The organism is Bacillus sp. XB1 (genome assembly GCF_053557995.1).
On sequence record NZ_JBNRIL010000001.1, the window covers coordinates 2,414,716 to 2,436,936 of the forward strand.

The 22,221-nt window shown below is 36.4% G+C and carries 25 protein-coding genes; 11 read left to right on the forward strand and 14 right to left on the reverse strand.

Going from position 1 to position 22,221, the window contains the following annotated elements; all coding sequences use genetic code 11:
- Window positions 1-95 precede the first annotated feature (95 nt).
- From ACK1U5_RS12375 to exsF, 3 genes are all read left to right on the forward strand, one after another.
- Entirely contained in the window at window positions 96-2,162 is a 2,067-nt protein-coding gene (locus tag ACK1U5_RS12375; protein ID WP_000191204.1) for an ATP-dependent helicase, read from the forward strand.
- 142 nt (window positions 2,163-2,304) lie between these two features.
- Window positions 2,305-2,772: a spore coat protein CotY gene (cotY, locus tag ACK1U5_RS12380; RefSeq protein WP_001277719.1), complete on the forward strand. Its 468-nt coding sequence runs from the start codon at window positions 2,305-2,307 to the stop codon at window positions 2,770-2,772.
- 167 nt (window positions 2,773-2,939) lie between these two features.
- On the forward strand, window positions 2,940-3,443 hold the full coding sequence (gene exsF / locus ACK1U5_RS12385; protein ID WP_000492942.1) for an exosporium protein ExsF: 504 nt from the start codon (window positions 2,940-2,942) through the stop codon (window positions 3,441-3,443).
- 75 nt (window positions 3,444-3,518) lie between these two features.
- On the opposite strand, the gene ACK1U5_RS12390 is transcribed toward exsF, so the two are convergent.
- On the reverse strand, window positions 3,519-3,704 hold the full coding sequence (locus ACK1U5_RS12390; protein ID WP_029948404.1) for a hypothetical protein: 186 nt from the start codon (window positions 3,702-3,704) through the stop codon (window positions 3,519-3,521).
- Between the two features lie 101 nt (window positions 3,705-3,805).
- Window positions 3,806-4,165 carry a DUF1360 domain-containing protein gene (locus ACK1U5_RS12395; protein WP_000899664.1) on the reverse strand — a complete coding sequence of 120 codons (360 nt, stop codon included), beginning with the start codon at window positions 4,163-4,165 and terminating at the stop codon, window positions 3,806-3,808.
- Between the two features lie 125 nt (window positions 4,166-4,290).
- Here ACK1U5_RS12395 and exsY point away from each other — a divergent pair, with 125 nt between their 5' ends.
- A complete protein-coding gene (exsY, locus tag ACK1U5_RS12400; RefSeq protein ID WP_001277743.1) occupies window positions 4,291-4,755 on the forward strand; it encodes an exosporium assembly protein ExsY in 465 nt (154 codons plus the stop codon).
- Window positions 4,756-4,803: 48 nt separating this feature from the next.
- On the opposite strand, the gene ACK1U5_RS12405 is transcribed toward exsY, so the two are convergent.
- From ACK1U5_RS12405 to ACK1U5_RS12450, 10 genes are all read right to left on the reverse strand, one after another.
- Complete coding sequence (locus ACK1U5_RS12405) at window positions 4,804-5,346, reverse strand: spore coat CotO family protein (protein ID WP_002196304.1); 543 nt, start codon at window positions 5,344-5,346, stop codon at window positions 4,804-4,806.
- Between the two features lie 141 nt (window positions 5,347-5,487).
- Window positions 5,488-6,258, reverse strand: coding sequence for an enoyl-ACP reductase FabI (gene fabI, locus ACK1U5_RS12410; RefSeq protein WP_000421886.1), 771 nt, complete (start codon window positions 6,256-6,258; stop codon window positions 5,488-5,490).
- Between the two features lie 108 nt (window positions 6,259-6,366).
- Window positions 6,367-7,221: a dTDP-4-dehydrorhamnose reductase gene (gene rfbD, locus ACK1U5_RS12415; protein WP_000664649.1), complete on the reverse strand. Its 855-nt coding sequence runs from the start codon at window positions 7,219-7,221 to the stop codon at window positions 6,367-6,369.
- Window positions 7,222-7,236: 15 nt separating this feature from the next.
- Window positions 7,237-8,205, reverse strand: coding sequence for a dTDP-glucose 4,6-dehydratase (gene rfbB, locus ACK1U5_RS12420; RefSeq protein WP_001024170.1), 969 nt, complete (start codon window positions 8,203-8,205; stop codon window positions 7,237-7,239).
- Window positions 8,206-8,220: 15 nt separating this feature from the next.
- Window positions 8,221-8,766 (reverse strand): dTDP-4-dehydrorhamnose 3,5-epimerase, encoded by a 546-nt coding sequence (gene rfbC / locus ACK1U5_RS12425; RefSeq protein WP_000869413.1) that lies wholly within the window; start codon window positions 8,764-8,766, stop codon window positions 8,221-8,223.
- Between the two features lie 8 nt (window positions 8,767-8,774).
- A complete protein-coding gene (locus ACK1U5_RS12430; RefSeq protein WP_000676160.1) occupies window positions 8,775-9,512 on the reverse strand; it encodes a sugar phosphate nucleotidyltransferase in 738 nt (245 codons plus the stop codon).
- 14 nt (window positions 9,513-9,526) lie between these two features.
- Entirely contained in the window at window positions 9,527-10,207 is a 681-nt protein-coding gene (locus ACK1U5_RS12435) for a glycosyltransferase family protein (protein ID WP_069604978.1), read from the reverse strand.
- Window positions 10,208-10,221: 14 nt separating this feature from the next.
- The gene (locus tag ACK1U5_RS12440) at window positions 10,222-10,908 is read right to left on the reverse strand and encodes a glycosyltransferase family protein (protein ID WP_001271191.1); all 687 of its coding nucleotides are present in this window, start codon (window positions 10,906-10,908) and stop codon (window positions 10,222-10,224) included.
- Complete coding sequence (locus ACK1U5_RS12445; protein WP_001078432.1) at window positions 10,905-11,594, reverse strand: class I SAM-dependent methyltransferase; 690 nt, start codon at window positions 11,592-11,594, stop codon at window positions 10,905-10,907. Before ACK1U5_RS12445 ends, ACK1U5_RS12440 begins: the two co-directional genes overlap by 4 nt.
- A gap of 211 nt (window positions 11,595-11,805) precedes the next feature.
- Window positions 11,806-12,903: a glycosyltransferase gene (locus ACK1U5_RS12450; RefSeq protein ID WP_069604979.1), complete on the reverse strand. Its 1,098-nt coding sequence runs from the start codon at window positions 12,901-12,903 to the stop codon at window positions 11,806-11,808.
- Window positions 12,904-13,068: 165 nt separating this feature from the next.
- Between ACK1U5_RS12450 and ACK1U5_RS12455 the strand changes: the two genes are divergently transcribed.
- The 7 genes from ACK1U5_RS12455 to ACK1U5_RS12485 all read left to right on the forward strand — a co-directional run bounded on the left by ACK1U5_RS12455 (window position 13,069) and on the right by ACK1U5_RS12485 (window position 20,456).
- On the forward strand, window positions 13,069-13,884 hold the full coding sequence (locus tag ACK1U5_RS12455) for a BclA C-terminal domain-containing protein (RefSeq protein WP_242259169.1): 816 nt from the start codon (window positions 13,069-13,071) through the stop codon (window positions 13,882-13,884).
- A gap of 122 nt (window positions 13,885-14,006) precedes the next feature.
- Complete coding sequence (locus tag ACK1U5_RS12460; RefSeq protein WP_000444386.1) at window positions 14,007-14,852, forward strand: TylF/MycF family methyltransferase; 846 nt, start codon at window positions 14,007-14,009, stop codon at window positions 14,850-14,852.
- 183 nt (window positions 14,853-15,035) lie between these two features.
- Window positions 15,036-15,788, forward strand: a complete 753-nt coding sequence (locus ACK1U5_RS12465) for a class I SAM-dependent methyltransferase (protein WP_069604910.1) — start codon at window positions 15,036-15,038, stop codon at window positions 15,786-15,788.
- 13 nt (window positions 15,789-15,801) lie between these two features.
- Window positions 15,802-16,728, forward strand: coding sequence for a glycosyltransferase family 2 protein (locus ACK1U5_RS12470; protein WP_069604911.1), 927 nt, complete (start codon window positions 15,802-15,804; stop codon window positions 16,726-16,728).
- Between the two features lie 238 nt (window positions 16,729-16,966).
- Window positions 16,967-18,127, forward strand: a complete 1,161-nt coding sequence (locus tag ACK1U5_RS12475; protein ID WP_000654704.1) for an FtsW/RodA/SpoVE family cell cycle protein — start codon at window positions 16,967-16,969, stop codon at window positions 18,125-18,127.
- 76 nt (window positions 18,128-18,203) lie between these two features.
- Window positions 18,204-18,944: a bis(5'-nucleosyl)-tetraphosphatase PrpE gene (gene prpE / locus ACK1U5_RS12480; protein WP_069604909.1), complete on the forward strand. Its 741-nt coding sequence runs from the start codon at window positions 18,204-18,206 to the stop codon at window positions 18,942-18,944.
- A 123-nt stretch (window positions 18,945-19,067) separates the two neighbouring features.
- A complete protein-coding gene (locus tag ACK1U5_RS12485) occupies window positions 19,068-20,456 on the forward strand; it encodes a peptidase G2 autoproteolytic cleavage domain-containing protein (RefSeq protein ID WP_000730515.1) in 1,389 nt (462 codons plus the stop codon).
- Between the two features lie 48 nt (window positions 20,457-20,504).
- On the opposite strand, the gene ACK1U5_RS12490 is transcribed toward ACK1U5_RS12485, so the two are convergent.
- Together ACK1U5_RS12490 and ACK1U5_RS12495 are read right to left on the reverse strand one after the other, a co-directional pair.
- Window positions 20,505-21,398, reverse strand: coding sequence for an RluA family pseudouridine synthase (locus tag ACK1U5_RS12490; RefSeq protein ID WP_001079138.1), 894 nt, complete (start codon window positions 21,396-21,398; stop codon window positions 20,505-20,507).
- Window positions 21,399-21,412: 14 nt separating this feature from the next.
- The gene (locus tag ACK1U5_RS12495; RefSeq protein WP_000673182.1) at window positions 21,413-22,210 is read right to left on the reverse strand and encodes an NAD kinase; all 798 of its coding nucleotides are present in this window, start codon (window positions 22,208-22,210) and stop codon (window positions 21,413-21,415) included.
- Window positions 22,211-22,221: the final 11 nt, after the last annotated feature.

Consider the following 22,221-nt stretch of genomic DNA (forward strand, 5'->3'; position numbering starts at 1 on the left):
AAGCAGGAGGTGATCCCTCCTGTTTTTTTACATTGCTATTTTCTTTTTCTTCCGCTAAAGTTAAATGTTGATGCTATAGTTTTGAAGGTGAACATATGACACAAGAAAAATTTTCACAAAAATCGTTAACACACGCTGATATTCCGCGTGCGACATATCATATTCCGAAAACATCTACCCATTTAATCATGGAAGAAGATGTAGATGCGGCTTATTTCCGCGCTCTCGAACAACAAAATGTTTTTTTAAACGAAAAACAATTAGAAGCCGTGCGTACAACAGAAGGTCCTGTTCTTACACTAGCTGGTGCCGGAAGCGGAAAAACATCTGTTTTAACAACTCGCGTAGGTTATTTAGTAAATGTAAAACAAGTTCATCCACGAAATATTTTATTACTTACATTTACACAAAAAGCAGCTGAAGAAATACGAAGTCGTGTTGCGAAGTTACCGGGTATGAATCATGCAGCAAGTAGTTACGTTGTTGCTGGTACATTCCACTCTGTTTTCTTAAAATTGCTTCGTAGCCAAGGGTATAATCAGCAAATTTTAGCAAATGAAAAACATAAACAAATTATGATAAAAAAAATTTTAAAAGAATTGCGTTTAAAAGACGATTACGATGCGGAAACGATGCTCGCGATGATTTCACTTGAGAAAAACAAATTAAATCGTCCGAAAGATGTAAAAGCGAAAACACCAGTCGAACAAGAATTTAAAGAAGTATACGAACGTTTTGAAGAGGTAAAACAAAGATACAATTATATTGATTTCGATGACATCTTATTGGAAACATATTATATGTTAGAAAATAATGCTCCTTTACTAACTCAATTACAACAACGTTTTCACTACATTGAAGTAGATGAGTTTCAAGATACATCCTATGCACAATATGAAATTGTAAAATTGTTAGCCACGCCAAGAAATAATTTATTTATCGCAGGTGATGACGACCAGGCGATATACGGCTGGCGAGGAGCAAGTCACCAAATTATTTTATCTTTTCCAAAAGAATTTGATAACACAACAATCATTGCACTAAATACGAATTATCGATCCAATCCCTTTATCGTCGGGCTTGGAAATGAAGTTATAAAATTAAATCAAGAACGTTTTGATAAAGAGCTATACTCTGTTCGTGAGGAAGGTGTACAACCTTTTTATGCAAGACCTGCTACGACTCTTGATGAAGCAAATCAAATTTTGCAGCTTATTCAAGAAAAAGTAGAGAGTGGTGAACGTAACTTTAAAGATTTTTGTTTACTGTATCGCACACATTCTGTAAGTCGTTCGTTACTTGATCAGCTTACCATCCATAAAATCCCGTTTATTAAACACGGAGCGAGCCAATCATTTTATGAACATTCTTTAATTAAGCCTGTATTAGATCATCTACGACTTGTGATTGAGCCGTTTCGACTAGAATCACTTTCAAACATATTACCGACGATGTATATCGGACGTGATGATTGTATTTCATTTATTGAACGTGAACAATGGAAATATGGTGAGGGGCGCTTCCCTTCTCTTCTTCATTTCTTACTATTAAATCCAAGCTTAAAACCTTTTCAAGTGAAAAAGGTAAATGAGCGCATCGATTTTATTAAATTTATAAAAGAATTAGAACCGAAAAAAGCATTAAAAGAAATCATTCATGGTAAAGGAAAATATTTAGAGTACTTGCAAAGTAACGATCGTTCTTCCTTTACAATGCATAAAGACATACAAGAAGAAATGTTGGAAGAATTAATGGAGTCTGCCACTCGTTTCACCGATATTCCAGCTTATTTACAATTTATCGACGAGGCGATTCAAGGTCAAAAAGAAATGGAAGCATTAAAAACAATGCCGCAAAAAGATGCCGTTTCACTTATGTCAATTCATAACGCAAAAGGCCTTGAATTTCCATGTGTCTTTTTACTTGGAGCGAGTGATGGAATCCTGCCCCATACTTCTTCTTTAAAAGATGCAAATGATCGTGTTACGGAAACTTCTGAAGCGTTAGAAGAAGAACGCCGGTTACTGTATGTCGCCATTACACGTGCGAAAGAAGAACTTTACATTTCTTCTCCGCAATTTTTCAGAGGAAAGAAATTAGATATATCTCGTTTTTTATATACTGTGCGAAAAGATTTACCTGAAAAGACATCCACTAAATAAGGATGTCTTTTTTTATATCACGCTATGTACATCCCTCCTATATAAATTCCTTGTTTTTATCGTAAGAATTAACGTAATATCAGCCATATCCCACTCATATTGTAATAGTGTATGTCAGAACTCACGAGAAGGAGTGAACATAATGAGCTGCAATTGTAATGAAGATCATCAACATGAGTGTGATTTCAACTGTGTATCGAATGTCGTTCGTTTTATACATGAACTACAAGAATGTGCAACGACAACATGTGGATCTGGTTGCGAAGTTCCATTTTTAGGTGCACATAACAATGCATCAGTAGCGAATACACGTCCTTTTATTTTATACACAAAAACTGGAGAACCTTTTGAAGCATTTGCACCATCTTCAAGCCTTACTAGTTGCCGTTCTCCCATTTTCCGCGTAGAAAGTATAGATGATGATGACTGTGCTGTATTGCGTGTATTAACTGTAGTTTTAGGTGATGGTACCGCTGTACCACCTGGTGACGACCCAATCTGTACGTTTTTAGCTGTACCAAATGCAAGACTAATATCAACCTCCACTTGCATTACTGTTGATTTAAGTTGCTTCTGCGCTATTCAATGCTTACGTGATGTTTCTATTTAAAACTAAATAATGAGTTAAGCATGGATTGGGTGGCAGATAATTCTGCCACCCAATCCATGCTTAAAGAGTATTCTTATGTAAATTTCTTAAAATTGGGAACTTGTCTAGAACATAGAACCTGTCCTTTTCATTAACTGAAAGTAGAAACAGATAAAGGAGTGAAAAACATGTTCTCTTCTGATTGCGAATTTACTAAAATCGATTGCGAGGCAAAACCAGCTAGTACACTACCTGCCTTTGGTTTTGCTTTCAATGCTTCTGCACCTCAGTTCGCTTCACTATTTACACCACTACTATTACCTAGTGTAAGTCCAAACCCAAATATTACTGTTCCTGTAATCAACGATACAGTAAGTGTCGGAGATGGCATTCGAATTCTACGAGCTGGTATTTATCAAATTAGTTATACATTAACAATTAGTCTTGATAACGTACCTACTGCACCAGAAGCTGGTCGTTTCTTCTTATCATTAAATACACCAGCTAACATTATTCCTGGATCAGGTACAGCAGTTCGTTCTAACGTTATTGGTACTGGTGAAGTAGATGTATCCAGTGGTGTTATTCTTATTAACTTAAATCCTGGTGACTTAATTCAAATTGTGCCAGTTGAGTTAATTGGAACTGTAGACATCCGTGCGGCAGCATTAACAGTTGCACAAATTAGCTAGTAAAAAGCGGTATTTCTAATACAGAAATACCGCTTTTTATACATAATAAAAAACACTCACAGTAGCATGAGTGTTTCATTCTTCATATTGTTTTATTGTGTTCTTCTTTTTCCCGCAATTGCATCCCTTTTTCTTCACAAATCCTTGTTGTTGTAATTGTTCTTGATATGCCTGTTGTTGTGCTTGGTGTTGTTGCTGTATATGATACCACTGCTGCAGGTCATATGAATTCTGCCTTGGATTATTGCTCACAGCAAACATCTCCTCTACTGTCAATTCTGTCTATTTACTATATGAACAACTCTTTATTTCCGTTCCCTCATTCTTTTAAACTCCGCTTTTTCTCGTATTATGAAAATATATTATTCTCCCATAAAATATCCTGTAATTGTTTCAATGATGGCTGCTGCTCCTGCAATAGCTAATAATGCAAGTAACGGTTCCGCAACGATAGGGATCCAATTATATAAGACTAATAAAAAAGCACTAACCCATACACCTGTACACCAATAACAGCTTAATAATTCGCCAATCCACTTTCTTAATCCATTACCTTTCACTTTTGTAAACGTTGATACACTTCCATCCGGCTCCGTAATCTCTAATTCATCAATAAATGGTCTTCGCAAAAAGGCTGTAATTTTATCATAAACAATTAAACGAGTGAGCCTAAAAGCAGCTAACGCAAAAATAAAAAATAAAAGCCAGCTTGTAAACAGCATAATTCCACCTACCCTTATCCTCTTTCGCCTATTTAAAAAAAAAGGTCTTGAGATTGTGACCAAATCTCCTCGACTCCAATATCTTATTAATGTAAATACAAACAAGAAGATAAGGAGTGACATTAATGAGTTGTAACGAAAATAAACACCATGGCTCTTCTCATTGTGTAGTTGACGTTGTAAAATTCATCAATGAATTACAAGATTGTTCTACAACAACATGTGGATCTGGTTGTGAAATCCCATTTTTAGGTGCACACAATACTGCATCAGTAGCAAATACACGCCCTTTTATTTTATACACAAAAACTGGAGAACCTTTTGAAGCATTTGCACCATCTTCAAGCCTTACTAGCTGCCGATCTCCAATTTTCCGTGTGGAAAGTGTAGATGATGATAGCTGTGCTGTGCTACGTGTATTAACTGTAGTATTAGGTGACGGTACTCCGGTACCACCTGGTGACGATCCAATTTGTACGTTTTTAGCTGTACCAAATGCAAGATTAATATCTACAACTACTTGCATTACTGTTGATTTAAGCTGTTTCTGTGCGATTCAATGCTTACGCGACGTTTCTATCGTAAAGTAAACTAAAAAACTATTGGGGTGGTAGAAGCTTTCTACCACCTTTACATATTTAAAAACCGGCCATACTAATCGATTGGATATCATCTATAGACAACCTAATATCTCTCATACTATTTTGCGGCATAATAGATACAATGCCATGACGATACGATATGATCGATCCAACATATGAGACTGTAGCTGTTTTTATTCTGCATCTTACTTTCGGAATGTAATGAGGGCGGTTTAGTAAAAAATGAATTTTTTCATCATTATTCATATCCTTAAATGATTTATTATACGGGACAGTTCTTACTGGTTCTGGTTCTTGCTCTTCTTGTTCTATGTGTTCTTCTTTTTCTTCTTCTATTTTTTCTTCCACTTGCTGCTCTTCTTGTTGTTCTTGTTCTATTACCTCTTCCACAGCACTTCTTACAATATTTTCTTGTCTATTACTTTTCTCTTTTTGATCTTCATTTTCAAAGTTTGTCAGGATAATCCTTTTTATTTTCGGTGCAGCAAGTTCTAAACTTACTTGCGTGATATATAACAACGGTTTTCCAACTGTTGAACTTTTATTTTTATTCTTCACACTCGTCCCTCCCACTTCCATACGTAGCTAAATAAATCGTGTACTATTATAGTTATATTCATCACGTGGTAAGAACTTTCGTTAAAAATCGTTCTTTCTAAGAACAAATAAAAAGGACAATCTCAGCATTTAGAGATTGTCCTTTAAAAATTAATATTATATTTATCCTAGGATATGATACCCTGAATCAACGTGAATGTTTTCTCCTGTTACACCGCGTGCTAAATCACTGAATAGGAATACTGCTGTATCGCCAACTTCTTCTTGCGTTGTTGTACGACGAAGTGGTGCGCGCTCCTCAATTTCTCTTAAGATTGAGTTAAAATCGCCTACACCTTTTGCAGATAACGTACGAATTGGTCCTGCAGAAATAGCGTTAACACGAATACCGTGTTGACCTAAATCGTTCGCTAAATATTTCACGCTCGCTTCTAATGAAGCTTTCGCAACACCCATAACGTTATAATTTTTCACAACGCGCTCGCCGCCAAGGTATGTTAACGTTAAAATATTTCCGCCTTCTGTCATTACTTTTTTTGCTTCTCTTGCTACAGCTGTTAAAGAGAATGCACTAATATTTTGTGCAAGTAAAAATCCATCGCGAGAAGTATCTACAAACTCACCTTTTAAGTCATCGCGATTTGCAAAAGCAATACAATGTGCTACACCGTGAATAGTACCTACTTCTTGTTTAATTGTTTCAAAGCAAGCTGTAAGTTCCTCATCATTCGTTACATCACAAGGTAATACAAGTGATTCTTGTCCTTCTAATGTGTCCGCTAATTCACGAACGTTTCTTTCTAAACGTTCTCCTGCATATGTGAATATTAATTTTGCACCTGCATTATGCAAAGAGCGAGCAATTCCCCATGCAATACTTCTTTGGTTCGCAACGCCCATAACAACAAATGTTTTCCCTTGTAATAGTTCCATGATATATCCTCCCAGAAATACTTATACTTGTTATTAGTACCTGATACTATAATTATAGTACCATAAAACCGCTTAAAGGCAAACAAAAAAGTCATTAACAGAAATTTGTTAATGACTTTTGGTTTCTATAAAAAACCGCTCTAATCCTTCTTCCCAAGACGGCATTTGTGAAAAACCATTTAATCGTAGCATGTTATGTTGAAAAACAGAATATTTGGGTCTCGCAGCTGCAGCCCCGAATTCTTCCGTTGAAACAGGTAATACATTCACTTTCATATTGGCGTACGAAAATATCTTTTGTGCAAATTCAAACCAAGAGCATGAACCACTGTTTGATACGTGGTATGTACCGTATAAAGAAGTATGAATGAGCTTATTAATAACCATATTTAAATCCGCCACATACGTAGGAGAGCCAACTTGATCCGCTACAACGGATATTTCATCTCTTTCTTTTCCTAATCGCATCATCGTTTTCACGAAATTATTTCCATATTTACCATATAGCCACGATGTGCGAACGATAAAATATTTATTATGTAACCCTTTGACGAACTGCTCCCCCGCATACTTAGAGGCCCCATATATATTTATCGGCGCTGGACTATGAAATTCGTCGTATCCATCTGGTCTGGCACCTTGAAATACATAATCAGTACTAATATAAACTAGCTTCGCCCCTACTAATTGTGAAGCAACCGCTACATTTCGAGCTCCGATTGCATTTATTCTATACGCAAAATCCTGTTCTTTCTCCGCATGATCTACTTTCGTATAGGCAGCACAATGAATAATTATATGTGGTTTTATTTCTTGTACCACTTGTTGTATTCGGGATATATTTGTCACATCTAATAACTTTTTATCAAATGGATATATATCATATTCTTCAGAGTCTAACTCTTCAAATAGTTGCTTTCCTAATTGACCGTTTGCTCCTGTTATGATAACCCTCTCTTTCATTTAACATACCCCTTACTAATCTTTTAGTGGTTTCCACCATTCCTTATTCTTTTCATACCATTTCACCGTCTCTTGTAATCCTTGTTCAAACGTGTATTTCGGTTCCCAATCAAATTCATTCTTCATTTTCTCTGCATCAATCGCATAACGACGATCGTGCCCTAAACGATCTGTAACATATTCAATGTCTTTTTTTGTTTTTCCTAAAAGAGTAATAATTTGTTCCACAACTTCTACATTTGTTTTTTCATTATTTCCACCTATATTATATACTTCTCCTACACGTCCCTTATGCAGAACAACATCAATCGCACTGCAATGATCCGTTACATGTAACCAATCTCTTACATTTAAACCATCACCATATAGCGGTAGTTTTTTTCCTTCTAGTGCATTCGTAACCATTAATGGAATTAATTTTTCAGGATACTGGTACGGTCCATAATTGTTAGAACAACGCGTTACTATAACCGGTAATTGATATGTTTTATAGTAAGATAGAGCTATCATGTCCGCGCTCGCCTTACTTGAAGAATATGGACTATTTGGAGCTAACGGTGTTTTCTCTGTAAACTTCCCTGTTTTTCCTAAAGAGCCATACACTTCATCCGTTGACACTTGCACAAGTTTTATATGCGAATATTTTTTAACTAGTTCTAATAAAGTGACCGTTCCAATTACATTTGTATCATAAAAAGGAATCGGATTTTCAATACTACGGTCCACATGTGATTCAGCTGCAAAATTTACAATCACTTGTACGTCTCGCTCTTTTATAACGTGTTCTAATAGCTCTCCATTTTGAATTTCTCCTTTTACAAAAGAGTAATTCGGGTGATCCTGAAGAGATTTTACGTTATTTAAATTCCCACTATATGTTAATGCATCGTAATTAATAATTTTATATGTTTCATAACTTTGTAGCATGTAATGAACGAAATTACTTCCAATAAATCCAGCCCCACCTGTTACTAATATATTCATAAACAACTCTCCTACTTAAAAACTATCTTCATATTCCTCTAGTAATGGTAATATCTGATCCTTATCGGACAATATAGGATCGGTTACTGGCCAAGGAATTGCTAAATCTTTATCTTCCCAAAGTAATCCTGAGTCATGCTCTGCGCTATAATATTCATCTACTTTATACATAACGATAGTATGCGGGACAAGCGTGCAAAATCCATGTGCAAACCCTTTTGGCACTAGTAATTGCCGATGATTATCTGCACTTAAAATATATCCTTTCCATTGTTTAAATGTCGGTGATTTTTTTCGTAAATCAACGATAACATCATAAATTGCCCCTTGCATAACTTGAATGAGTTTCGTTTGTGCTTTCGGATTTTTTTGAAAGTGTAGTCCCCGAATCGTTCCTGCCTTAGCCGAATAAGATACGTTATCCTGTACAAATGAATACGTTATCCCTAATGTTTCTAGCACCTGCTTATTATAGCTCTCTGAAAAAAAGCCACGATCGTCTCCAAACAACCTCGGTTCTAACAATTTTGCATCGGTAAAATTTGTTTCTACAACTTTCATATTCTCACCTATTCTCCGTTAAACTGTTTCCCAAAATTAATATCCCGTGCTAACGTATTCGCCTTTTGAAGCGAAGCATGAGTTCCCGCATCAGTCCACCAGCCGCTCATTTCATTATAAGTAAGTACCCCTCGCTTTAAATACCAATTATTTATATCTGTAATTTCAAGTTCTCCCCGTGCAGAAGGTTTTAATTCTTTAATATAAGAAAAGACTTTCGAATCATACAAATAAATTCCCGTAACCGCATAAGAACTTTTCGGCTCTTTCGGCTTTTCTTCAATTTCAACTATTTTTCGGTTTTGAATATGTGCTACGCCAAATCTTTCGGGATCTTCTACAGATTGCAATAGCACTTTCGCACCTTCTTTTTGGTTTGCAAACTCTTCAACATACGGAAGAATATCATCTGAAAAAATATTATCCCCTAATATAACTACCATACGATCATTCCCGACGAAATCTTCACAAAGTCCTAACGCCTGTGCGATCCCGCCCGCTTTATCTTGCACACGATACGTAAAGGACACTCCAAATTCATGACCACTCCCTAAAAAGCTAACAACATCCCCCATATGCTCTTTACCTGTAATAATCATAATATCTGTAATATCGCATTGTTTTAGCTTATATACCGCATGATAAATCATCGGATACCGACCAACAGGAAGTAAATGTTTATTCGTTACTTTCGTTATTGGATATAATCTTGATCCAGTACCACCTGCTAAAATAATTCCTTTCACTTTGCATCTCTCCTTTATGATGGAGATAATATATCTTTGTAATGTTCTACAAACACTTTCCGGTACTTCTCATATGTATCCGCATCAAACTCATCCCCGTTGTAGTGAATACACCATAAATTTGCTTGATTTGGGATACCGATTAAATAACCAGCCCTTTGAAACTCTAAAGACTGTGACACATCATAAAAGTGAAACCCTTGAAACAAATCTTCTCGCCACGGAATATCATACTGCGTTGCCATGAATAAACCATCAATTGCCTGAACTGACAAAAATGGTTGATTACCATAAAAAACCTGATCTAAATTTAATAATTGATAATTCCGTCTTCTATACTCAATCACTTTCCCTACTAAATTTTTCCCTTCCCACCATATCCCGTTATTCGGTAAAAACTGAGCCCCAGCGACTCCTATTAAACCAAGCTTTTCATTTTCTTTAAACAGAGATATAAGTGTAGAAAACATGTCTCGATTAATAAGATATGTATCTTGATGTATATACACTTTGTATTTCGCTGGATATAAAAGGGCTCGGTTGTAAGCACTTGCCATACTTTGTGCATCTCGTATCGGAAAAATTTGTACTGTGTAACCTGGGGGAACAAAAATGTTTCTTATTTGGCTCTCACATTGTTTGAAAAGCTCCTCATTATTTACACAAACAACGACTAATATTGTATGATCTTTCATTTTTGTCCCCCCTTTTATTCTTCCTTATTTACATCTGACATATAGTGTTCCACAAATATTTTCCGATACTTTTCATAGTTCGTCATATTCACATCAAAATGATAATGGATACACCAAGCATCGCGCTGTACAGGTACACCGACTGTATATCCTGCTTTTTTAAATTCAAATGATTGGGATACATCATAAAAATCAAATCCGTCAAATAAGTCTTCTCGCCACGGAACATCATATTGTGTCGCCATTAATAAACCATCAATACATTCTACAGGAATAAATGTTTTTGATTCATGATACGGTTGTTCTAAACTTGCCATATAAAACAAATCATTCATATAACCAATGACTTTTCCTACAATTCCACGCCCTTCGTTCCATACGCCAGTCGGAGGAACATATTGCGCTCCAACCATCCCAATCATCCCAAGGTTTTCATGTTCCTCAAATAATTGAAGTAATCCGTATAAAAAAGCCCTATTTATAATAAAAACATCTTGATGTAAATACACTTTATACTTCGCTGGATGCGAAACGGCTTGATTGTATCCACTCGTCATACTTTTCGCATTTCGAATCGGCATAAATTGAACAATATACCCTGGCGGTACTAACAATTGCAATATATGTCGCACGCAGTTTGCATACAATTTCCGATCATTTATGCATGTAACAAATAATATTGTTTTGTCTGCAGCACTCATAATTGTGATTTTTCAGCTTCAATAATATACTGAAATACAACTGTCTCAGCCATGAAGCCACTTCCAAGACGATATTTTTTACAAATTCCATATAACTCCTCAATAAGCGGCTCATACATTTTATGATCAACATATACACGATCTACTTTACTAATTGAATATCCTGCTTTTAAAAACATTCTTAGCATTTCATTAAATGTAAAGAAACGAATATGTGTTTTATCTAATAAACCATATTCTGTATACGTCCAATTTCCAGCAAGTAAGGGAGCTAATACTGAAATATGAGCAACGTTTGGTATACTTGCTAAAATCACACCATTTTGCTTTATATATGGCTTAACCTTTTCAATCACAGCCCACGGATCAAATAAATGCTCTAATACATCCCCAAATAGGACGCAATCAAATTGCCCCTCCTCATAAGGAAGATCTATTTTTTCTATATCCCCTAAAATAACATGATCTAGTCTTTCCTTCGCTTTTTCTGCCGCCTCTGGAAATGCCTCTATTCCTGATACACGTGTACCGTTTTCTTTAATAGCTGCTCCCAATGCACCGCTCGAGCAACCAATATCAAGAACTTCTTTCCATTCCTTTTTTATATGCTTTAATAAATTCGGATTCGCTGCATTATAATAATGCTCGGATTTTTCTTCATATAAAGAACTTTTTTCGCGATTCATTTCACACACTCCTTATGCAAATTGAATTAGAAATATAAATCTCATATGAATTCTATAAAGTGCAGTTTTTGTTCATCCCCCAATAATTATTAGCCCGCAAATAGCAGTATAAAATCTTTTATTTATATTGGTTACGTTACTGATACTCTAATATATAACCAATCTATTAGAGTTAGAATAGCGATAAATCATTTCTAAAAAACGAAACCTATTACACTTTATATGGTTTATCAAAAACTCCCCGAAAATATTTACGGTTATATTCAATTGCAGCATTATTCGGAACATAAGAAGCTGCTAATTCATTGTAATAATACGCTTTATCCTGCTCCCCTAACCTGCTATAACAAATACACATTTGTAAATAGGGTAGCCATGTGTAGCTAGCTGGACTATGGAAAGGACTTTCCGTTGCCATTGGTACTTCCGTGGCAAGTTTAAACCAAAATATCGCTTCATTATATTTTTCTTGTTCCATATATATATATCCTATTCTTGTACAATTCTCTCCTCTAGGGACGTCATACCGAAACGACTTCACACAAGATTCCATTGCCTTCTCCCACATTCCTAGCTTTGCATAGCAATCTCCTAACTTACCACATGCATAAATTTTCTCTTCATACCATCCTTCGTCTTGATTAAGAAATGTTTCATATAGAAGAACTGCATCATCATATTTTTGGTTATCCGTAGATTCATTTGCGTAATAAAATAAATCTCTCGGACTTAATTCTTCACCTGCCGCTACAGTATTTTGAAAAATTTTCAAATTACGATTTGTTACTTTTTTTTCTTTTTTATGTGTAATAGCAACATTACTACTAAAAACCTCACCAGAAATAGCTAAATACTCATGAACCTTTCCAAACCATTGAAATTGTTTTTCACGCTTTACAAGTCGATTTCTTTTTGTACAATATAAAGGTTTCCCGTTAGAATCCATTGCAAGATGATAAGGCATCGAAACAGCATCAATTTTAGGATCTAATTCTCTTTTTAAAAGTTTCAATGCTTCTTGAGCATCTTCTAATAAGACGTCATCTGCATCTAGCCACAATATATACTCTTGCGTCGCTTTTGAAAAAGAAAAATTTCTTGCTGCTGCAAAATCATCAATCCACTGGAAATCATATATGTTAGAAGTGTATTTCTCTACGATTTCTTTCGTTCGATCGACGGAACCTGTATCAACTACTATAATTTCATCCACAATTTTTTCAACTGTTTCTAAACAACGGGCTATTGTCTCCTCCTCATCTCGAACAATCATACATAAACTAATTGTAATTCCTTGCTTGTTCAACATAATCACCCTCTTCCAAATCAATCATATGTTATACATATACTAAACTTTCCATTTTTTTAAATTGTTCAAGTAGTTTAAGATTTCTTTTCAATAATTCAAATGTCCGTGTCATTTTCTTTCGGTTTTGCATCTACTATATAATGAACGCTTTATGGAGGTGAATTTATGTCAAATAATAATTATTCAAATGGATTAAATCCCGATGAATCTTTATCAGCTAGTGCATTTGACCCTAATCTTGTAGGACCTACATTACCACCGATACCACCGTTTACCCTTCCGACTGGGCCGACCGGGCCGACTGGACCGACTGGACCTACGGGGCCGACTGTACCTACCGGGCCAACTGGACCGACTGGACCGACTGGGCCTACGGGACCGACTGGACCGACTGGACCGACTGGTGGCACTGGGCCGACTGGACCTACGGGGCCGACTGGTGACACTGGGGCTACTGGACCTACGGGGCCGACTGGTGACACTGGGGCTACTGGACCTACGGGGCCGACTGGTGACACTGGAGCTACTGGACCGACTGGACCGACTGGACCGACTGGACCGACTGGACCATCCGGACTAGGACTTCCAGCAGGATTGTATGCATTTAACTCCGCTGGAATTTCTTTAGATCTTGGACTAAATGCTCCAGTACCATTTAATACTGTTGGATCTCAGTTTGGTACAGCAATTTCTCAATTAGATGCTGATACTTTCGTTATTGCTGAAACTGGATTCTATAAAATCACTGTTATCGTATATACTGCGGCAATAAGTGTATTAGGGGGGCTTACAATCCAAGTAAATGGGGTATCTGTACCAGGTACTGGGGCTACTTTAATCTCAGTTGGAGCACCTATCGTTGTTCAAGCAATTACGCAAATTACGACAACTCCATCATTAGTTGAAGTAATCGTTACAGGACTTGGGCTATCATTAGCTCTTGGTACAAATGCATCTATTATTATTGAAAAAATCGCTTAATTTTTTACTTAGCAGTAAAACTGATATCAGTTTTACTGCTTTTTCAATTTCAAATTCAATCATGAAACATTCGCTATCTACATAATCATATTGTTGTATGACATTTTGCAGGAGGCACAAATATGGAAAGTAAATCTGCTGTTCAGCTTTATCTCGAATTGCTAAAGAAGACCATTTTATTTGAAATATGGTTAGAATATGAGGCATACTTACCCGCATCTCTACATATTTCAAAAGAACTAGAATTCGAGCCAGTTACAGTCCCTCTCCCTTTATTCATTAAGCAATATGCTGAAAACCATAACTTAAAAATTGTAAAACCAAATGTTTCAAAAAGTGAACGCCATGATGGAATGGATTGGCCAAGAGCAGCACATAGTATGATTGGTCGAGAACGTATGAACCAATTACAAGAAGCGATGGAAACCGTTGTTCGTGAAAATATAGAAGGAGATTTTATTGAAACAGGTGTATGGCGCGGAGGATCATGCATTTTTATGAATGGTTTTTTACAAGCAAACAACATTACGAATCGTAATGTGTGGGTTGCAGATTCATTTGAAGGTTTGCCAGCACCGAATCTAGAACAATATCCAAAAGATTACGGTGATTATTTACACACATTCGATTACTTACGCGTCTCTTTAGAACAAGTACAAGAGAATTTCAAAAAATATGATTTACTAAATGATCAAGTGAAATTTTTAAAAGGCTGGTTTAAAGATACTTTACCAACAGCACCAATTGAAAAAATTGCAATTGCACGGCTTGATGGTGATATGTACGAATCCACAATGGATGGTCTCGTGAACTTATATGATAAAGTTTCTAAAGGTGGCTATATAATTATCGATGACTACGGGCTACCGCCATGCGCTGAGGCTGTGACAGACTTTAGAAACCAACGAAATTTAAAAGCCCCTATTACTAAAATTGATGTATTTGGCGTTTATTGGAGAAAAGAATAAAAAAGATTTAATCTATAGGAGATTCCATTTTCACTCATTCTTCTCTTACTTCTAATCCAATTAAGTATTCTTTTTCGGAATCTCCCTACATATAACAATTGTTTTCCTGTGTTCTCTCACTACAAATTGAAAATTTTATTAATAGATTTACTGCATCTTCTCATACAAGAAAGGGGTATACTCATGAGCGAACTTAACAAAGAAATGACTTTACTCCCCCCTCCTGAACTCGTCCAATATGTAGGTGGCGACTTCAAAAAAGTTGGAAAAGAGTTCCTAAAGCATTTTATTCAAATTGGCGCTTTAAAACCAAATGAAAAAGTATTAGATGTAGGCTGCGGCGTCGGCCGAATGGCTGTACCATTATTGAATTACTTACATGATGATGGAGCGTATTATGGATTTGATTTGTTTAAAGATGGAATTGCTTGGTGTCAAAATAACATTTCAACTATGCGTAATAATTTTCACTTTGAACATGTTGACATATACAATCAATTCTATAATCCAGAAGGAAAAGAAGATGCCTCTCAATATCGTTTTCCCTATGAAGACGGGACATTCGATTTTATCTTTTTAACTTCTGTATTTACGCATCTTCTTCCAAAAGAATTAGAACATTACGTATCTGAAATTGTACGTGTATTAAAAAAAGACGGGAGATGTTTCATTACATTCTTTCTTATAAATCCTGAATCGTCCTATTATTTAAATGCAGGACAAAGTACATTAGGTTTTTATCATCGAATCGAAAATTGCTACGTTGTAAATAAAGATATTCCGAATTTCGCAGTTGCTTATCCTGAGACAGATATTTGCAATCTATTGAATAAGTACGGCCTAGAAATAATCAATAAGCCGCATTACGGTTTATGGTGCGGCAGACATGAATATACAAGTTACCAAGATATTGTTCTTACAAAAAAAAGCTTCTGAAAGGAAGTTATGTATGATGAATGAAAAAAATCTACCTCTCGTTTCCATCCTTATTCCTACTTATAATCGGCCTCATTATTTCAAAATTGCTCTAGAAAGTGCATTGGCACAAACTTATTCTAATATTGAAATCATCATCGGAGATGATAGTACAAATGATGAAACAGCAACTTTAATACGCGAACAATACTTACCAAATTATAAAAATATAACATACATTCGAAATATCCCTACTCTAGGACAATTTCACAATGACCTTATGCTCATAGAAAAATCAAATGGTGAGTATATAAATTTTTTAATGGACGATGACGTGTTTTATAAGCATAAAATACAAAAAATGATGACCTATTTTGAGCAAGATCCCAATAAAAATCTTGCTCTTGTTACTTCTTATCGAGTACGCATTGATGATCATGGAAATCTAATAGGTGATTCCCATCCAACACAAAGGTTATATAGTGAAGACACCCCATTAAACGGGATATTTTTAGGTAATTGGATGTTAAAGGGTGGACACAACATTATCGGTGAGCCTACAACTACCTTGTTCCGAAAGGAATTGCTCACTGAACCTTTTGGCACCCTTAAAGAGCGACAATATTCTTGTAGTGTTGATATGGCCTCATGGATTTCTTTACTTTCTAAAGGAAATGCAATATACATTTCTGAGCCTTTAAGTCAATTTCGCTACCATGCTGGACAACAAATACACAATAAGCTCCTTCAAGGTTGTGAAGATTTCACACACCTCGTTATAACAGCAAAAGAATATGGCTTTTTACAAAATACTACAGACTATAGAGCAGCTCTACTTAGTGCTTACCAATGGTGTAAAAGTTCCTTAAAATACTATCTTCATCAACTAGATATTTTTCCTGACGCACATGTACGTCTTTCCCATTGTTTGGATATAATTATTAAAGAGTTAAACAATTAAACTACTCTGCAAAATTAAAAGTGTATGGACTATATGTGAATCATTCGTATAGTTCATACATTCTTTCTCATACTATAAAGTGAAACTTTAATCAGCTCTCACCAATCGGGCTTTTACGGGCAGTTGATCCCCCACCTAACTTCTTCGCTTTCGCTGAATTTTGAGGTAGGGGTCTTACTGCCCATTAATGCGGGATAAAATCCATTACTATAAAGAGCAGTAGAAAGGAATACCTACATTGAAAGATCCAAATTCTCAATATCAAATAGACTACGTATTACTATTTATTTTATTTGCCATTGGGATTGTTAGTTGTTGTGCTATTGCAAGTGCGCAAGCCTCTTTACCGCCATTTTTACAAAACGTCAATTTTGTACTAAAGCAAATCCAATGGTATTTCATTGGATTTATAGCCATTGGTGTTATTATGATTCTCGACTTCGATCGTTATCAAAAAATTGCTTGGTATTTGTACAGCTTTGCAATGGTACTACTTATTGGACTAGAACTTCAAGTACCAGGTGCCGTTACAATTAAAGGCGCTACCGCTTGGTACAGGCTCCCAGGCATCGGAAATTTTCAGCCTTCTGAAATTATGAAATTATTTTTAATTATCGTCATTGGACGAATTATAGCAAACCATAATGAGAAATATTTTTCCCAAACAATACATGACGATTTTTTACTACTTGGAAAAATATTTGCAACAAGTTTGCCACCACTACTACTCATCGCAAAGGAACCAGATTTAGGAAATACAATGGTCATTTCAGCGATGCTTGCAGCAATGATACTAGTTTCTGGCATACGATGGCGTTTTATTTTCGGATTAGTTTCAGCTACTTTCGTTGCTGGAACTACATTAATATATATTTTTTTTACTCACACAGATTTCTTTAAAGCACACATTTTAAAAGAATATCAATTAAATCGCTTCTACGGATGGTTAGCACCTTACAAATATGATGCACAAGGCTATCAATTAAGACAAGCATTCTTAGCGACTGGATCCGGAGAAATGCAAGGAAAAGGGTGGGAAAATGGACAAGTATATTTTCCAGAACCACATACAGATTTTATTTTCACTAATGTCGCTGAACAATTTGGATTTCTAGGCGCAAGTGTCATTATTTCTCTTTTTTTCTTACTCATTTTTCGAATGATTCATATTGCTTTAGAAAGTAATGACCCTTTCGGTAGTTACATTTGCGCTGGTACAATCGGAATGTTTACTTTCCAAGTATTCCAAAATATCGGGATGACAATCGGATTACTTCCCATTACAGGGATAACATTACCTCTTATGAGCTACGGAGGAAGTTCACTGCTTACATACATGATTGCGATTGGATTCATTTTAAATGTTCGCTCAAGAACGAAAATCTTTATGTTTAAATGAACAACACAAAAACGCTATATTTTTATCTCTATCCTTTTTTAGATATACTAATGAAAAATACGATGGAGGTTTAAATATGAAATATGACATTATAGGAGATATTCATGGATGCTTCCAAGAGTTTCAAAATTTAACAGAGAAGCTAGGATATAACTGGAGTAGCGGTCTACCGGTTCACCCTGACCAACGTAAACTTGCATTCGTTGGCGATATTACAGACCGTGGTCCTCATTCATTACGTATGATTGAAATTGTATGGGAACTTGTCATACATAAAAAAGAAGCTTATTACGCTCCTGGAAATCACTGTAATAAACTATATCGATTTTTCCTTGGGCGTAATGTAACAGTCGCTCACGGACTTGAAACAACTGTTGCTGAATATGAGGCACTTCCTCCTAATAAGCAAAACATTATAAAAGAAAAGTTTATCACTCTTTATGAACAATCACCGCTCTACCACATACTAGATGAAAAAAGAATAATCGTATGTCACGCTGGGATTCGGCAAGATTATATAGGAAGACGAGATAAAAAAGTACAAACCTTTGTATTATATGGCGATATTACAGGAGAAAAGCATGCCGATGGCTCACCTGTCCGTCGCGATTGGGCGCAAGAATACAAGGGGCAAGCTTGGATTGTATATGGACATACACCAGTAGCAGAACCTCGATTCGTCAATCAGACAGTCAATATTGATACTGGTGCTGTATTTGGTGGCAAATTAACCGGATTACGTTATCCTGAAATGGAGACTATCTCTGTCCCTTCTTCTTTACCTTTTGTCGCTGAGAAATTCCGTCCAATTTCATAACTACCTTACTTAGCATTATTTAGGCAGATCTCATATAAAACTAGGTAAAGTAATTAAAAAAAGATGCAATAAAGTGCATCTTTTTTTAATTACACTACATATAATGTCGCAGGAGGTGACAGAATGAAGAAAAAATCTTCTAAACAAAAAAGAAAATTTCCCCCTTTATATCTGCCCATGTACGGAATTAACAACTGGTGTAGTATTCGGGCTGCAGCGATAGAAGAACTGGAAGAACAAGAGTCATCAAAAAAAAGCAAAGTAAAACCAACATATGTCTCTTTAGAAAATGCTGTGATGAGCCGCATAATCGATCGCAGAAAAATAAAGATGCAACAAAAAAATAAACAGCTTTCAAATCAAGATGAACAGGTAATACATTCTAATCAAGCAGAAGAAAAGACGGAAGAAAATATTTCTGTAGCAATAAATAAAAAAGTGGAACCAGAAATTCCAGCTGCTATTATAAACAAAGTAAAAAAAATAAAAGAGGCATTGGCTTCATCGAATGATATACAACCTGAAAAACCCCTCATAATTGAGACACCTACATCTGAAAATACAAAAGTTAAAAGGGGCGGCCGATATGCATATGCAGAGGGGCTTCACTCTCATGCGGAGGGCATGGCAGCACATGCGGAAGGCTTATTAACACACGCAAAAGGTTCTTTCTCTCATGCAGAAGGATCAAACTCAAAAGCAACTGGACATAGTTCGCATAGTGAGGGAAGTGAAACGACAGCAGGCGGGGCTTATTCTCATGCGGAGGGTAAACAGACAATTGCTTTAGGCGAAGCAGCACACGCAGAAGGAAACGCAACTATCGCTAACGGATCCTCTTCTCATGCGGAAGGTCATCATACATCAACAGCTCATTTTGCAGGTAGCCATATTATGGGGCGCTTCGGCACTGCAGAAGAAGCTTATTCTTGGTTTATTGCAAATGGTGTAAGCGACACCGACCATAATATCGGGGCTAAATGGCTTGCTCATAATGGAGAAATGTACATTGAGGGCGCGTCTTACAATGCAAGCGGAACGGATTTTGCACAAATGTTTGAAACCGAAGGTTATAAACCTATTGATGTCGGTTATTTCGTTACATTTAGTAACGAAGAAAAAATTCGGATAGCTACTTCACGCGATTCGTTCATTTTAGGAATATCTAGTGCAACCCCTGCCCTTATAGGAAATAGCGGGGCTTTAAGTTGGCAAAAACGTTATAAAACAGATAACTTTGGAAAACGCCAATATGTATGGACGGAAGCCGAAGAAATACAACCTCTTTTAAATACAGAATGGGATCCAACTTGCAAATATGTAGCAAGAAAAGATCGCGCCGAGTGGCTTCCTGTCGGATTAATTGGACAAATGTTAGTACGTGATGACGGCACTTGCGAAGCACATGGATATTGTCGTCCAAATGACAATGGCATTGCTACAAAAGCCGAAAGTGGATTTTTCGTTATAAAGCGTACGGGTGAAAACCAAATTTTAATATTATTCCGCTAAGAAAAAAGGGAACAAAATTCTTTATAATATAAGAATTTTGTTCCCTTTTTAAGTATGCCACAACACTTCTTGCATATCGCTTGGAAGCTTTATAGTGAAAGACATCTCTTTCTCTAAAATAGGATGATAAAACGTCAAAGATTTACTATGAAGTGCTTGCCGTTTCATTTCATCCCTTCTCCCTCCATATAAGCTATCACCAAGTAACGGATGTCCTATATGAGCCATATGCACACGAATTTGATGCGTTCTTCCTGTCTCAAGCTCAAGCGCTACATGTGTCTTATGATATGTACTATCAATTACCTTAAAATGAGTAACTGCCCTTTGTCCATCCTCACAAACCGTTCGCTCAATAATGCTATCAGATTTTCGACCAATTGGTGCATCAATCATTCCTTCTCGTTCTACAATCTTTCCGTGAACAATTGCTTCATACGTTCGTTTCACAGCTTTTTGTTGATGCTGCTTCGATAAAAGATGATGCACGAAACGATTTTTTGCAATAAGCATAAGCCCCGAAGTATCACGATCTAAACGTGTTACGATGTGCACTGTACTTGCAAGGTGCTGCTTATCATAATGAGATAAAAGCGCATTGGCAACACTCCTTGTCGGATGTTCTCTAGACGGAATCGTTGACATGTTCGCCTCTTTATTAATGATAAGAACCGCGTCATCTTCATATACAATGCTTAAAGGGATATCTTCTGCCATCATCCCTTCACTTCTTTCCTCAACTGGAAAAAAGACACGTAATTCTTCACCAGCACGCAACTGATGACGAACACTCGCATGTTGACCATTTACTTCAATTGCCCCGCCGTGAAACTTTATATCCGTTAAAGCGGCTTTAGAAATGCCTTTCGTTTTCAAAAATTCCCTAACTAAAGTTCCCTCTTCAGCCGGCCCTATATCCCATTTCAATGTAAATCTGTTCAAATATATAACCCTTTCTATTTATCTGCAACAAACGAGTCACGAACTCGTTTCCAGAACGGGAATGGACGGAAACGAACAAATCGTACTTTCTCGTTTGCGACGCGATACTGGATTGATTTCACATCTTGATGAACCATCGTTAAATGATCCACTGTAATTTGTAAGTTCATTCCTGCAGCTGGCTTTAACACACATGTATGATGCTTCGGCAATACGAGCGGCGATCCTACAGTACGAAATACACGATTGTTAATGGACGCCATTTCTGCAATTTGTATCGCTTCAATAGATGGGTGAATAATCGCTCCGCCAAGCGCTTTATTATACGCGGTACTTCCTGAAGGAGTAGAGATACAAAGGCCGTCTCCGCGGAATGTTTCAAAATATTCTCCGCGTATTTCTACTTCTGTTACTAATGTACCTTCTGCACTTTTTACAGTCGCCTCATTCATCGCTAAATACTGTGACTCTTTACTTCCATTCACATAGCGAATAATAACTTCTAAAAGCGGATATTCCACCACTTGGAATGGTGTTTTCGCAATTGCAATTACTAATTTCTCTACTTCTGTCGGTAACCAATCTGCATAGAAACCTAGATGTCCTGTATGTACACCAACAAATGCCGTTTCAGCCAATCGATCATAATAACGATGAAATGCATATAAAAGCGTTCCATCTCCCCCAACAGAAATTACAATATCGGGTTCCTTTTCATCCATTATAAATCCGAAATCTAGCAAGTATTCTTTCATCGTGCTTGCCAGTGCATCTGATGATTGATCTCCCTTTGACATAATTGTAAATTTCATCGCACAACACC